Annotated in this window: 8 protein-coding genes; 5 read left to right on the top strand and 3 right to left on the bottom strand. The window is 61.3% G+C overall.

What is annotated here, in order from left to right; genetic code table 11:
* Positions 1-109: 109 nt before the first annotated feature.
* Positions 110-3,427 (top strand): maltose alpha-D-glucosyltransferase, encoded by a 3,318-nt coding sequence (gene treS / locus N430_RS01340; RefSeq protein WP_110631782.1) that lies wholly within the window; start codon positions 110-112, stop codon positions 3,425-3,427.
* The gene (gene glgB / locus N430_RS01335; RefSeq protein WP_110631785.1) at positions 3,428-5,638 is read left to right on the top strand and encodes a 1,4-alpha-glucan branching protein GlgB; all 2,211 of its coding nucleotides are present in this window, start codon (positions 3,428-3,430) and stop codon (positions 5,636-5,638) included. It begins immediately after the preceding gene.
* Positions 5,639-5,777: 139 nt separating this feature from the next.
* Here glgB and N430_RS01330 read toward each other — a convergent pair whose 3' ends face one another.
* Positions 5,778-6,857 (bottom strand): autotransporter outer membrane beta-barrel domain-containing protein, encoded by a 1,080-nt coding sequence (locus N430_RS01330; protein WP_110631788.1) that lies wholly within the window; start codon positions 6,855-6,857, stop codon positions 5,778-5,780.
* Positions 6,858-7,307: 450 nt separating this feature from the next.
* Between N430_RS01330 and N430_RS01325 the strand changes: the two genes are divergently transcribed.
* Positions 7,308-8,303 (top strand): hypothetical protein, encoded by a 996-nt coding sequence (locus N430_RS01325; protein WP_110631791.1) that lies wholly within the window; start codon positions 7,308-7,310, stop codon positions 8,301-8,303.
* A 12-nt stretch (positions 8,304-8,315) separates the two neighbouring features.
* On the opposite strand, the gene N430_RS01320 is transcribed toward N430_RS01325, so the two are convergent.
* A complete protein-coding gene (locus N430_RS01320) occupies positions 8,316-9,110 on the bottom strand; it encodes an endonuclease/exonuclease/phosphatase family protein (RefSeq protein ID WP_110631794.1) in 795 nt (264 codons plus the stop codon).
* 57 nt (positions 9,111-9,167) lie between these two features.
* A complete protein-coding gene (locus tag N430_RS29615) occupies positions 9,168-9,302 on the bottom strand; it encodes a hypothetical protein (RefSeq protein WP_256592003.1) in 135 nt (44 codons plus the stop codon).
* On the opposite strand from N430_RS29615, the gene N430_RS01315 reads away from it, so the two are divergent.
* Both N430_RS01315 and N430_RS01310 read left to right on the top strand, forming a co-directional pair.
* Positions 9,301-12,153, top strand: a complete 2,853-nt coding sequence (locus tag N430_RS01315; protein WP_116583632.1) for an RHS repeat domain-containing protein — start codon at positions 9,301-9,303, stop codon at positions 12,151-12,153. The genes N430_RS29615 and N430_RS01315 overlap by 2 nt on opposite strands.
* A 56-nt stretch (positions 12,154-12,209) precedes the next feature.
* The gene (locus N430_RS01310) at positions 12,210-15,071 is read left to right on the top strand and encodes an RHS repeat domain-containing protein (RefSeq protein ID WP_116583631.1); all 2,862 of its coding nucleotides are present in this window, start codon (positions 12,210-12,212) and stop codon (positions 15,069-15,071) included.
* Positions 15,072-15,119 lie beyond the last annotated feature (48 nt).

Here is a 15,119-nt window from a genome sequence, read left to right as displayed (position 1 = left end):
AAGATTGCCGGGGTCGCTCTGCGACCCTTTCCGACCGGTCCGGCGCCCCGGCAAGGCCGCTCCCACAGGAGATCGTGCAAGCCTTAGAGAGATCTGAAAGGAGTCACCCATGGCCAAGCGTTCCCGCCCGGCAGCCTTCATCGATGACCCGCTGTGGTACAAGGACGCCGTGATCTACCAGCTGCACATCAAGTCGTTCTTCGATGCCAACAACGACGGCATCGGCGATTTCGCCGGCCTGATCAGCAAGCTCGACTATATCGCCGAGCTCGGCGTCAACACCCTCTGGCTGCTGCCGTTCTACCCCTCGCCACGGCGCGACGACGGCTATGACATCGCCGAATACAAAGCCGTGCACCCGGACTACGGCAGCATGGCCGACGCCCGCCGCTTCATCGCCGAGGCGCACAAGCGCGGCCTGCGGGTGATCACCGAGCTGGTCATCAACCACACCAGCGACCAGCACCCGTGGTTCCAGCGCGCCCGCCACGCCAAACCCGGCAGCAAGGCGCGGGATTTCTACGTGTGGTCGGATGATGACCAGAAGTACGACGGCACACGGATCATCTTCCTCGACACCGAGAAGTCCAACTGGACCTGGGACCCGGTCGCCGGCCAGTACTTCTGGCACCGTTTCTACTCGCACCAGCCGGACCTCAATTTCGACAACCCGCAGGTGCTCAAGGCGGTGATCGGGGTGATGCGCTTCTGGCTCGACCTGGGCGTCGACGGCCTGCGCCTGGATGCCATCCCGTACCTGATCGAGCGCGACGGCACCAACAACGAGAACCTCCCCGAAACCCACACGGTGCTCAAGGCGATCCGCGCCGAGATCGACGCCAACTACCCCGACCGCATGCTGCTGGCCGAGGCCAATCAGTGGCCCGAAGACACCCGTCCATACTTCGGTGAAGGCGATGGCGACGAATGCCACATGGCCTTCCACTTCCCGCTGATGCCGCGCATGTACATGGCCCTGGCCATGGAAGACCGCTTCCCGATCACCGACATCCTGCGCCAGACCCCGGAAATCCCCGCCAACTGCCAGTGGGCGATCTTCCTGCGCAACCACGATGAGCTGACCCTGGAAATGGTCACCGACCGTGAGCGCGACTACCTGTGGAACTACTACGCCGAAGACCGCCGCGCACGTATCAACCTCGGCATCCGCCGGCGCCTGGCGCCGCTGTTGCAGCGTGATCGGCGGCGCATCGAACTGCTCACCAGCCTGCTGCTGTCGATGCCCGGCACGCCAACGCTGTACTACGGCGATGAACTGGGCATGGGCGACAACATCTACCTCGGCGACCGCGACGGCGTACGCACCCCGATGCAGTGGTCACCGGACCGCAACGGCGGTTTCTCCCGGGCCGACCCGCAACGCCTGGTGCTGCCGCCGATCATGGACCCGTTGTACGGCTATCAGACCGTCAACGTCGAAGCCCAGGCCCACGACCCTCACTCGCTGCTGAACTGGAATCGCCGCCTGCTGGCCGTGCGCAAGCAGCAGAAGGCCTTTGGCCGCGGCAGCCTGCGCACGCTGACGCCGAGCAACCGGCGCATCCTGGCGTATATCCGCGAATACACCGACGAAGGCGGCAACACCGAGGTGATACTCTGCGTCGCCAACGTCTCGCGTGCCGCCCAGGCTGCCGAGCTCGAACTGTCGCAATACGCTGACAAAGTGCCTGTGGAGATGCTCGGTGGCAGCGCCTTCCCGCCGATTGGCCAACTGCCGTTCCTGCTGACCTTGCCACCTTATGCCTTCTACTGGTTCCTGCTGGCTGCCCACGACCGCATGCCCAGCTGGCACATTCAAGCTACCGAGGGGTTGCCGGAATTGACCACGTTAGTACTGCGCAAACGCATGGAAGAACTGCTCGAATCCCCCTCCAGTGACACCCTGAACGACACGGTCCTGCCGCAATACCTGCCCAAGCGTCGTTGGTTCGCCGGCAAGGAAGGCCCGATCGACCAAGTGCGCCTGCGCTACGGCGTGCGCTTTGGCACCGCCACCACACCCGTGCTGCTCAGCGAGATCGAAGTGCTCAGCGACGGCGTGGCCACCCAGTACCAGCTGCCGTTCGGCCTGCTGCCGGAGGAGCAGATCAACACGGCGCTGCCGCAGCAGCTGGCGCTGTCGCGGGTACGCCGTGGCCGTCAGGTGGGCCTGATCACCGACGCCTTCGTCCTCGAACCTTTCATCCGTGCTGTGCTGCGCGCCTGTCAGGACGGCATGCACCTGCCTTGCGGCAACGGCCAGGGCGAGCTGCGCTTCGCGTGCACGGCCCAGTTGGCCGGCCTTGAACTGAACGACGAGAGCGAAGTGCGCTACCTCAGCGCCGAGCAGTCCAACAGCTCGGTGGTGATCGGCGACCGCGTGGTGCTCAAGCTGATTCGCCGGGTCAACCCGGGTATTCACCCCGAGCTGGAAATGAGCGCCTACCTCACCGACGCCGGCTTCACCAACATCTCGCCGCTGCTGGCCTGGGTCAGCCGCGTGGATGAGCAGGGCGCGCCGCACCTGTTGATGATCGCCCAGGGTTACCTGAGCAACCAGGGCGATGCCTGGGCCTGGACCCAGAATACCCTGGAGCGGGCCATCCGCGACGAGATGGAACCGAGCAGCACCGACCCTGAAGCACACACCGACGCGCTGGCCGAACTCAACGGCTTCGCTGCCTTGCTCGGCCAGCGCCTGGGCGAGATGCACCAGCTGCTGGCGGCACCGAGCAGCGATGAAGCCTTCCAGCCACGCCCCAGCAACGCCGACGACAGCCAGCGCTGGAGCGCGCAGATCAGCGCCGAACTGACCCACGCCCTCGACCTGCTGGCCCAGCACCGCGAACACCTCGACGCCGACAGCCAGGCCCTGGTCGATGACCTGCAACAACAGCGTGACGGCCTCGCCCAGCACATCGCCAGGCTCGCCCAGCAGGCCCAGGGCGGCCTGCTGATGCGCGTGCACGGCGACCTGCACCTGGGCCAGGTGCTGGTGGTGCAGGGCGATGCCTACCTGATCGATTTCGAGGGCGAACCGGCCCGCCCACTGGACGAACGCCGGGCCAAACACAGCCCGTACAAGGATGTCAGCGGCGTGTTGCGATCCTTCGACTATGCTGCTGCGATGATCTTGCGCAGCGCGTCTGCCGTGGACCTTTCCGACCCGGCGCGGCAAGCCCGGCAACGGGTTGCCCGGCAGTACCTGCACCAGTCGCGGCATGCCTTCGTCGAAGCCTATGGGCTGGCCACCGCCGCCATGCCCCACGCCTGGCAACAGGCCGAGGGTGAGCGCGCCGCACTGGAGTTGTTCTGCCTGGAAAAAGCCGCCTACGAAATCACATACGAAGCCGAGAACCGTCCGAGTTGGCTGGCCGTGCCCTTGCATGGCCTGCATGGACTGATCAGTACCTGGGGAGAGTCATAGATGAATGCAACCACGCGTGAAAACGGCGGCCTTCGGCAACGGGACCTGGATGCCCTGGCCCGCGCCGAGCACGCCGATCCATTTGCAGTGCTGGGCCCCCACGGTGACGGGCAGGGTGGCTTGCTCGTCCGTGCCTTCCTGCCCAATGCCCTGAACGTGCGGGTGCTGGCGCGCCACGATGGGCGCATCCTCGCCGAAATGGTGCAGGGCAGCCTGCCCGGCCTGTTCAGCGCGCACCTCGATGAGGCACAGCCGTACCTGCTGCACATCAGCTGGGCCGGTGGCGAGCAGGTGACCGAAGACCCCTACAGCTTCGGCCCGCAACTGGGCGACATGGACCTCTACCTGTTCGCCGAAGGCAACCACCGTGACCTGTCCGGGCGTTTCGGCGCCCAGCCGATCCAGGTCGAGGGTGTTGATGGCGTGTGCTTCTCGGTGTGGGCGCCGAATGCGCGGCGGGTGTCGGTGGTGGGTGACTTCAACAACTGGGACGGTCGCCGCCACCCCATGCGCCTGCGCCACAGTGCTGGCGTGTGGGAGCTGTTCGTGCCACGCCTGGGGGTGGGTGAAACCTACAAGTTCGAAGTGCTCGGCAAGGACGGCATACTGCCGCTGAAGGCCGACCCGCTGGCCCGCGCCACCGAGCTGCCGCCGAGCACCGCATCGAAGGTGGCCGCCGAACTGAGCCACGACTGGCAGGACCACGACTGGATGGAACATCGTGCCCAGCGCCACGCCTACAGCGCGCCGTTGTCGATCTACGAGCTGCACCCCGGCTCCTGGCAATGCGAGCTCGACGAGCTGGGTGAAGTGTCGCGCTACTACAACTGGCGTGAACTGGCTGAGCGCCTGGTGCCTTACGTGCAGCAGCTGGGCTTCACCCATATCGAGCTGCTGCCGATCATGGAACACCCGTTCGGTGGCTCGTGGGGTTACCAGCCGCTGTCGATGTTCGCGCCGACTTCGCGCTATGGCAGCCCTGAAGACTTCGCGGCATTCATCGATGCCTGCCACCAAGGTGGCATCGGCGTGATCCTCGACTGGGTGCCGGCGCATTTCCCCACCGACGAACACGGCCTGGCCCGGTTTGACGGTACCGCGCTGTACGAGTACGACAACCCGCTGGAAGGCTACCACCAGGACTGGAACACGCTGATCTACAACCTCGGCCGCAACGAGGTGCGTGGCTTCATGATGGCGTCGGCCTTGCACTGGCTCAAGCATTTCCACATCGACGGTTTGCGCGTCGATGCGGTGGCCTCGATGCTGTACCGCGACTACTCGCGCAAGGCCGGCGAATGGGTGCCCAACCGCCACGGCGGGCGGGAGAACCTCGAGGCCATCGACTTCATCCGCCACCTCAACGGCATCGCCGCCCACGAGGCGCCGGGCGCGCTGATCATCGCCGAAGAGTCCACTGCCTGGCCGGGCGTGAGCCAGCCGACCCAGCAGGGCGGCCTGGGCTTTGCCTACAAGTGGAACATGGGCTGGATGCACGACACCTTGCATTACATCCAGAACGACCCGGTGCACCGCACCTATCACCACAACGAGATGAGCTTCGGCCTGATCTACGCCTACTCCGAACATTTCATCCTGCCGATCTCCCATGACGAGGTGGTGCACGGCAAGCATTCGCTGATCGACAAGATGCCCGGCGACCGCTGGCAGAAGTTCGCCAACCTGCGCGCCTACCTGACCTTCATGTGGACCCACCCGGGCAAGAAGCTGCTGTTCATGGGCTGCGAGTTCGGCCAGTGGCGCGAGTGGAACCATGACCACCAGCTGGATTGGTACCTGCTGCAGTATCCCGAGCACCAGGGCGTGCAGCGCCTGGTCGGTGACCTCAACCGCCTGTACCGCGAGCTGCCGGCGCTGCACGAGCAGGACTGCCAGCCCCAGGGCTTCCAGTGGCTGATCGGCGATGACGCGCACAACAGCGTGTATGCCTGGTTGCGCTGGAGCAGCCAGGGCGAGCCGCTGCTGGTGGTGGCCAACTTCACCCCGGTGCCGCGCGAGGGCTACCGGATTGGCGTGCCGTTCGGGGAGCGTTGGCAGGAGTTGCTGAACAGCGATGCCGAGCTGTATGCCGGGTCGAACGTGGGCAATTTGGGGGCGGTGGTGAGTGATGAGATGGCCAGCCATGGGCAGCCATTGTCATTGGCCCTGAACCTGCCGCCGTTGGGTGTGCTTGTGATGAAGCCGGCTTGAGATTGCGGGGGCTGCTTCGCAGCCCTTTCCGACCGGTCCGGCGCTCCGGCAAGGCCGCTCCTACAAGGAAACGCGATCTCCTGTAGGAGCGGCCTTGTGTCGCGAAAGGGTCGCGAAGCGGCCCCAAATTGGCACAGGCCTACCACCGCATCCGCACTCCCAGACTGCCAATCAACCCATTAATATCGTTGCCATCCACATCACTGCTGTAATCGGCACTGACAAACAGCGCCACCGTCGGTGTCACCCGTGCCACCAAGCCCAAGCCCAACTCCACCGTGGTCGAATAGCGCGAGCTGGAGATCTTGTCGACCTGGTCCAGCTTCACATCGCTGGTATCGTTGAAGTCATACCAGACGTTGGTTCGTACATAGGGCTCGATCGGCATGCCTTTCACCTCGTAGCGCCCGGACAGTTTGGCCCCGACCCGGCCGCTCCAGCTGGGCTGGCTGTCGAAGGCCTGCAAGGTCTCTGCCTGCACCTGATTGCCCGGGAAGAACTGCTGGTTGATCAACTGCGCCTGAGGCTCGATCACCCAGCCACCCCCCAGGCCGATCGGGTAACCGCCTTCCACCGAAAAGGTCATCGCATGGCCGCTGTCATCCAGGCGCTGGCCGCTGTCGCCGCGGCCCATCACCTCGATGCGCGAGCCCATGGCCACGGCATCCAGGTGCCAGCCTTGCTCATGGGTCATGCTCCAGTACACCCCCAGGCTCTCGCCACTGAGGTTGACCGCGTTACGTTGCTTGTCCCCCAGCAACGGCCGCGCACCGCTGAGGCTGCTCTGCAGGTTGTTGTGCCCCACAAAAATCCCCGCACGGTGCACGTTGCCATCGGCGGTTTCACGCACGAACAAGTCCGGGCCGATCATCAGTTGCTGACTGGGCGCTTCCAGCTGGTCTGGTGCCCGCGCACCAGGTTGCGGTGTGGCGCCAGGGAAGAACTGCGCCCACTGGCCGCCCACCAGGTCAGGGGCTGGCAGGCTGTGCCGCTCGCCCATCTGCTCGCTGAAGGCGTTCAGCGCACCCATGTTCAGGCCGCTGGCGCTGACCGGGTCGAGCGACAACGTCGGCACCGTCGCTTGTTGCAGGTAGCTGGGGGACATCGGATCTTCCTGCAGTTCGAACGCGAAAGTTTCCACCGGGGTTGCCAGAAGCATCGACGTGGAAACCGCGTAGAAAATACGATCGAAGCGCAAGGGATTCGAGGTTGTTTTCATGGCGGATCTCCTCTGTTTTCTTGTTGTACAGCCCAAGGACCTGGCCTGCGTGTCACGAGCTGTACGGCAAAAACAGAGGGCGACCCAAACCAGCACGCCAGCTTTCGCAGGCGCGAGCAAAGGCGCGAGCTAGAGGCCCGGCGCGAGTTTTTACGTCTAGTGATACTGTTCAGCTAAGGAGAGACCGGCGCTTGCGTCAAGAAAGCGTGAACACGCTGTGTAAATACCGTGAGTTCCTTCAACTCATTGATTTCTAGTGTAATGACCTTGTTGATATGGGCCTTCGCTATTTGCCCGGTGAGGGCTATGCCGAATCATTGCTAACCGATCCGAAGGAGAGATTGGGGAGGGCAAGCTGTGACCTGATTCCAACTGATACCTGGACGTTCGCACTCGCAGGATGAAGGTCGGCTGCTCAGCCGGCCCTTCCCATAGCGACTGGAGAACGTCATGAAACACTATTTTCTACTGGCCTCGGCATTGATCCTGCCTGCCTTCCAGGCCCAGGCTTCCCACAGCGTCTGTGAATCGAATCTGGCTATTGGCGCCTGGAATATCGAATGGCTGGGTTCGGACGTGCGAAACAACCTGGGTCGCCAACTCCCGGCGGATATCGCGTCGTACATCCAGGCGTCCAGGGTCGATGTACTTGCCATGTCGGAGATTTCAGTTACCCGATCCAGCACGGGTGAGGCGGTCAATGCTCAGCTGGATGAAGCCTTCGCCTTGCTCAACAGCCAGGGAGCGGCGTGGCACTACAAACTGTTCGAAAAGCACCCGCTGGCGTCCAGGCAGAATGATCAGTGGACCGGATTGGCCTGGAACGGCAATCACGTGCAATTGACGGGAGGGCCGTGGAGCGTCGCAGGCAGTGACCAGCAGCGGCAAGTCGAGCTGATGGGGGCTGATTGGAAAAAGGTACCGCTCAATCGTACGCCGTACGCAGTGAAGCTGTCGGCAGGTCAGGGCAAAAGCGACTTCCTGTTCGTACCGCTGCATTTGAAGGCCAATGGCGGCAAGAACACCGAGGTGCAGCGCGAGCTTGAAGTTCATCTGATCCTCAAGGGCCTGGAAACCGTGCGCTCCCGGGAGGGAGAAGACGATGTCATCCTTATGGGCGACAGCAACATGCTCAGCACGAACGAGCCCGGTGCAAGGCTGCTTAAAAGCAAGGGCATGAGGGATTGCAACAGTTCGGAGCAGGCCACCTGGCTGACAACCGACGAGCGCTACACGGATGCGCCGTTCGACCGGATTTTCCTCATGAGCGATCAACCTGAAACGAGCGGGAGCTGTGTCATGGAGACTGCTGACCCCTCAATGGCCTTCGATGTCGTGGCACCCGGGGACTGGATTCCGGGCTTGAGCGCACAAGCGTTTCGTCAGCGACTCTCCGATCATCAGATGATTCGCACCTCGGTGTGCATCGGGCCCGATGACGATTGAGTGCTTGCGACACTACAGCCTGACCTCGACACTCAGCGGCAAATGGTCCGATAGATGCGTCCAAGGTTTGTGCCCCAGAATCTGCGGTGCATGGCTATCGGCGTTGCGCAGGTAAATGCGGTCCAGGCGCAGCAATGGCAGGCGGGCAGGGTAGGTGCGAGCGAGCAGACCATGGTGGCGCTCGAAGGCCTCGTGCAGGCCGCGCTGCAGGCGCAGGGTGCGGTTGCCGTGCTGCTGCCAGTCGTTGAAGTCGCCGGCGATGATCACCGGCGCATCAGCAGGCAACCCATCGAGCAACTGGCGCAGCAGCTGCAGCTGCTTCTGCCGGTGGCTTTCCAGCAGCGACAGGTGCACGCAGATGGCATGCACCTTGTGCTGGCCAGGGACGTCGAGGATGCAGTGCAGCAGGCCGCGGCGCTCGGGGCCGGTGATCGATACGTCGAGGTTGCGATGTTCGATGATCGGGTATTTGGACAGCAGCGCATTGCCGTGATGGCCGTCGGGGTAGACCGCATTGCGGCCATAGGCGAAGTCGCTCCACATGCTGTCGGCGAGGAATTCGTACTGCGAGGTCTGCGGCCAGCCGGGGTAGCGCGCGGCATGGCGGTCGTGGCTGCCGAGCACTTCCTGAAGGAACACGATATCGGCCTGGGTGCTGCGCACCGCCTCGCGCAGCTCAGGCAGGATGAAGCGCCGGTTGAAGGCGGTGAAGCCCTTGTGGGTGTTCACCGTCAGCACCCGCAACCGATGCACGGCGGGGGCCTGGCTAGTGCTGGCGAAACCTGGGCTGCCGGCTTCGAGGTTCACGGTGGCTCCTCATAGGCTGCTGGGGTTAATGCTGGGACAGGCCACGGGCAGGCGCGTTCACTCAACCTCGCGCAACCGCCTTGCATTGGCTACGCTGTCGGCAAGGGAGGCGTATGGCTGAAGTGTTGCAGAGCTTGCATTGATGCTTACCGAGCGGATCAGTGCACACATCACTTGAGCGATCTTGGCCATGGCTTCTTTCAATGCCCCTGCTTTGCACGCTGGCACTCCCAGATTGGCGGTACTTTGCGTGCGCGGTCTACCGGTACGCGAGGTCGACAGTTATCGTAACGATGCCGCAGACATCGTTGAATTGCACATCACCCGGCATCGGCACGATACCCGTGGCAACCTTGCACAAAGCCTTGATCCGCGTCTTGCCGAAACGGCTATCCCGAACTTTCGCTGGCACAGCGACCTGGCTGGGCGAACGCTGTACACCGAAAGTGTCGATGCCGGCTCGAGCGTGGCCCTGCCTGACGTGGCCGGGCGTCCGTTGCTGGCGGTCAGTGCGACTGGAGTCAGCCAAGCCTGCTTCCATGAAGCACCTTCGCTACCAGGCCGGCTGCTGGTCGTGACGGAGCAGGGCGCCGGAGAAGCGCTGCCGCGTGTTGCAGAGCGCTACCGCTGGGCGGGTTTAAGCCCAGCCGAGAAGAACCGCAACCTTGCCGGTCAGTGCGTGCGCCACTACGACACCGCAGGCCTCATCGAACTGCAAAACGTCGCGCTCAGCGGCTCAGCGCTGGCCCAGATTCGACGCGTGCTTGTAGGCGAAGACGAGGCGGACTGGGCGGGTGACGACGAGCAAGCATGGCAGACCACACTGGAGCCAGAGCGCTACGTGACGTTGCGTACGCTTGATGCCACGGGAGTCCAGTTGACCCTGACAGATGCGCGGGGCCACCAGCAGCGCCAAGCCTATGACGTTGCCGGGCAGTTGCAGGGCAGTTGGTTGACCCTGCAAGGCCAGGCAGAGCAGGTGATCGTTGCCTCCCAGCGCTATACGCCGGCGGGGCATAAGCAGCAGGAGGTCCATGGTAATGGAATGGTCACGTACTACGCCCTCGATCCAATGACCCAAAGGCTGACTGGCATCCGTGTGCAGCGCTCAGGCATAAGGACGCTGCAAGATCTGCACTATCGTTACGACCCGGTGGGCAATGTGCAGAGTGTGCGCAATGACGCCGAAGCCATCCGCTTCTGGCGCAATCAGAAGGTAACGGCAGAGAGTACCTTCACCTACGACAGCCTGTACCAGCTGGTGCAGGCAACGGGGCGGGAGATGGTCGGACGTGGTGCTCAGGGGCCACAGTTGCCTGATGTACTGGTTCCCTTGCCAACCGACGAGAGCGCCCTCACAAATTACACGCGCCGCTACAGCTACGACCGCGCAGGCAACCTCACCCAGATTCAACACAGCGCCCCGGCCAGCAACAACGCCTACACCACTCGAATGACCGTCTCCAACCGCAGCAACCGCGCGGTGCTGGCGCGTGAGGGCCTGTTGCCTGAGCAGGTGGATGAACTGTTCGATGCCGGTGGCCATCAACTGGAGCTGCTGGCCGGGCAGGATCTGCGCTGGAATGCGCGGGGTGAGTTGGCGCAGGTGAAACCGATCGAACGTGAGGCGGGCGTGGATGATCGCGAGTGGTACCGCTATGGCAGTGACGGGATGCGCCTGCTCAAGGTGAGCGAGCAGCAGGCGGTGAACCTGATACAGGCTCAGCGGGTGCTGTATCTGGACGGCCTGGAATTGCGCGACACCCATGAAACTAGCCGCCTGCATGTCATCAAGGTCGCAGCAGGGGGAGGCGCAGAAGTGCGGGTGCTGCACTGGGCCAGTGGCTTGCCGGAAGGCCAGGACAATGATCAGGTCCGCTACAGCTATCACAACCTCATCGGTAGCAGTGGGCTGGAGCTGGATGGGCAGGGAGCAGTGATTAGCCGAGAGGAATACTACCCGTTCGGCGGCACTTCCGTGTGGGCGGCCCGCAGCCAGATCGAAGCCGAATACAAGATCCTTCGTTACTCCGGGAAAGAGCGCGATGCGACAGGCCTGTACTACTACGGTTATCGCTATTACCAGCCTTGGGCTGGCCGTTGGTTGAGTGCGGACCCTGCGGGAACGACAGATGGGCTTAACGTGTTCAGGATGGTCAGGAATAATCCGCAAACATACCACGATCCTAAGGGGAGTAACTCAAGGGAGGGATTTATATTTACATTTTTCGAGGAAGGGGATGCTCTCTATCAAATTATAGGTGAGAATTATTCGCGCCAGTTGAAAGGCAAGCCGTTACGACCAGTTATTGCGCGTGATGATAAGGCGAAAGCCAAGTTGGAGAGCGCTGTTCATGCTGAGAAATTAAAGCTGTCGAATAAATTAAGTGAGATATGGGCGAGTTATAGGGTTGCACTGGCCAGGCAGAAAATGAGTTGGGCGGATTTGAAGGCGAGGTTGCCGCGGAAGTATAGTGATTTTAAAGCTGTTCGGGAAATAATTATTACGCGCTACCGTGTTTTGGGAGGCATTGAGATTCAAAGCAACGAAAATGGCCGTGCATTAGCTGCGCTTGAATCTCAGCGCTCAAAATTATATATAATCGGGCATGCGTTAGCAGGAGAAAACATAGTTACTGCTAGTGCAAGTGGCGCGGGTGGGGTCCTCGACACAATTCAGATTGCGCAGTTACTTGTGGAGGGCGGGCTGCCCAAGGACTTTCAGGATATTCGCGTTGCCGGGTGTGGCAGTGCAGACGCCATCCCTGCGGCTTCATTTGACCCTGCAGTGTTAGAGGGTGCCGCTACTCCTGTTATTGATACGTCGAAATTTTACTTGGGTATGAGTTGGGAGCAGATACCAGGAAAGAAACCTGTTGCCCTCTCACTTGCAGAAGGCATGAGGGCCAATGGATACATGCAGATGGGTGTGACTGGCTATCATGGCGACGGTTTGCGTGAGGGTAGAGAAGGGCACCATTTACGTATAATAGGCGACGCAGGTGATCAAAGAAGGCGGTCTTTGGTAAGTCGTAGATTCTGAGTGCGTGACCTATCGGGCAGATCAATGTATTCACACCCGTGAAATGGATTTCAGCCATGGCGATCTTCAACTCCTCTGCATTGCATGCAAGCACTCCCAGCCTGGTGGTGCTGTGTTCTCGCGGTTTGCCGGTGGGTGAGCTGGCGTGTTATCGGGCACAGACAACAGAAGCCGTTGAGCTGCGCATCACCCGGCATCGGCACGATACCCGTGGCAACCTTGCACAAAGCCTTGATCCGCGTCTTGCCGAAACGGCTATCCCGAACTTTCGCTGGCACAGCGACCTGGCTGGGCGAACGCTGTACACCGAAAGTGTCGATGCCGGCTCGAGCGTGGCCCTGCCTGACGTGGCCGGGCGTCCGTTGCTGGCGGTCAGTGCGACTGGAGTCAGCCAAGCCTGCTTCCATGAAGCACCTTCGCTACCAGGCCGGCTGCTGGTCGTGACGGAGCAGGGCGCCGGAGAAGCGCTGCCGCGTGCCGCAGAGCGCTACCGCTGGGCGGGTTTAAGCCCAGTCGAGAAGAACCGCAACCTTGCCGGTCAGTGCGTGCGCCACTACGACACCGCAGGCCTCATCGAACTGCAAAACGTCGCGCTCAGCGGCTCAGCGCTGGCCCAGATTCGACGCGTGCTTGTAGGCGAAGACGAGGCGGACTGGGCGGGTGACGACGAGCAAGCATGGCAGACCACACTGGAGCCAGAGCGCTACGTGACGTTGCGTACGCTTGATGCCACGGGAATCCAGTTGACCCTGACAGATGCGCGGGGCCACCAGCAGCGCCAGGCCTATGACGTTGCCGGGCAGTTGCAGGGCAGTTGGTTGACCCTGCAAGGCCAGGTTGAGCAGGTGATAGTTGCTTTCTTGCGTTTTTCGCCATCGGGACACAAGCAGCAGGAAGTCCATGGTAATGGGGTAATCACGGACTACCGCCTCGATCCAATGACGCAAAGGCTGACAGGCATTCGTGTGCAGCGCCCAGGCACGCGAACGTCCGCTGCCACAACGCTGCAGGACCTGCGCTACCGTTACGACCCAGTAGGAAATGTGCAGAGTGTGCGCAATGACGCCGAAGCTACCCGCTTCTGGCGCAATCAGAAGGTAGCGGCAGAAAGTACCTTCACCTACGACAGCCTGTACCAGCTGGTGCAGGCAACGGGGCGGGAGATGGTCGGACGTGGTGCTCAGGGGCCACAGCTGCCTGATGTACTGGTTCCCTTGCCAACCGACGAGAGCGCCCTCACAAATTACACGCGCCGCTACAGCTACGACCGCGCAGGTAACCTCACCCAGATTCAACACAGCGCCCCGGCCAGCAACAACGTCTACACCACTCGAATGACCGTCTCCAACCGCAGCAACCGCGCGGTGCTGGCGCGTGAGGGCCTATTGCCTGAGCAGGTGGATGAACTGTTCGATGCCGGTGGCCATCAACTGGAGCTGCTGGCCGGGCAGGATCTGCGCTGGAATGCGCGGGGTGAGTTGGCGCAGGTGAAACCGATCGAACGTGAGGCGGGCGTGGATGATCGCGAGTGGTACCGCTATGGCAGTGACGGGATGCGCCTGCTCAAGGTGAGCGAGCAGCAGGCTGCGGATGTCACTCATGCTCAGCGAGTGCTGTATCTGGATGCCCTAGAGTTGCGCGACACCGGCGAAGATACCCGCCTGCAAGTGATCAAGGTCGCAGCAGGGGGAGGCGCAGAAGTGCAGGTGCTGCACTGGGCAAGTGGCTTGCCGGCAGGCCTGGACAATGATCAGGTCCGCTACAGCTATCACAACCTCATCGGCAGCAGCGGGCTGGAACTGGATGGGCAGGGGACAGTGATTAGCCGGGAGGAATACTACCCGTTCGGCGGCACGTCCGTCTGGGCGGCGCGCAGCCAGATCGAAGCCGACTGCAAGACCCTTCGTTACTCCGGGAAAGAGCGCGATGCGACAGGCCTGTACTACTACGGTTATCGCTATTACCAGCCTTGGGTTGGGCGCTGGTTGAGTGTGGACCCGGCAGGGACAGTGGATGGGCTTAATCTGTATCGCATGGTTAGAAATAATCCACTGAAGCTATACGACCCAGACGGTATGAGTCCGATCGAAAAGGTGGGCTACATTTATACGTCGCTCACGAGCGGAGATATAGCGAGCTTGATTTCAGGCTACGCATTGACACGTTATCAAGCCGGGAAGGCAATGCGCTCCGTGATAGTTAACGATGATGATGCCAAAGCCGAGCTGCAGGAGCTAATGAGGGCTCATGCCGAAAAGATGAGAAGCATATTAGAGGCTCATGAGCGGGAGAAAAATGATTATATGCGGGAGACGGGTCTTTCGCTCGAGCAGATCAGGGCGGAAAATCCTCGGCAATTTGATGAGCTCAATCAGCAGTCGGTGGCTCTAGCAATGGAGGTTGAGTTGGTTGGCAAGCTTGAAGTGCTGAGCAATGACAAGACGGGAGTTTTGCGCAGTTTAGATTCGGGTGGTAGTAAGATATATATAGTTGGGCATGGCGCTGCGGGAATGGATTCGATTGCTGATTCTATTGATGGAGTTGGTAAGACGGTTTCAGCGGGTGAGTTAGCGAAGGTGTTGCATAGTCAGGGCTTGCCAAGAGAATACCAGGATATTCGCGTGCTCGCTTGTAATAGCGCAGATGTGCTGGCACCTAGTTCATTCGCGCCACGGGCATTACAACGAGCCTTTGATCCGCGCATTGATGTTTCGGCACTGACTCTGGATGTCGGATGGGAGCAGTTGCGTTCGTTTGCTCAGTCTCTTAGTCATGCGTTATGGTGGGAAGGATATCTCAGCTTGAAGGTTACTGGTTATCAAGGTGCAGGGGTGATTAGAAATATTGAAGGGTTCAACCAGCGGCGGGCCCTTTATGGCATGAAGCAGCAAAGCTCTCAGTTGGCACGAAAATTCTGAGGGGCGAGGCTGGACCATTGATAGTGTAAAGTGTCTGTCACCATTGAG

Origin of the sequence: Pseudomonas sp. CC120222-01a, from assembly GCF_003097235.1 — a bacterium.
Lineage (GTDB): Bacteria > Pseudomonadota > Gammaproteobacteria > Pseudomonadales > Pseudomonadaceae > Aquipseudomonas.
This window is presented reverse-complemented; position numbering and strand designations above follow the sequence as displayed.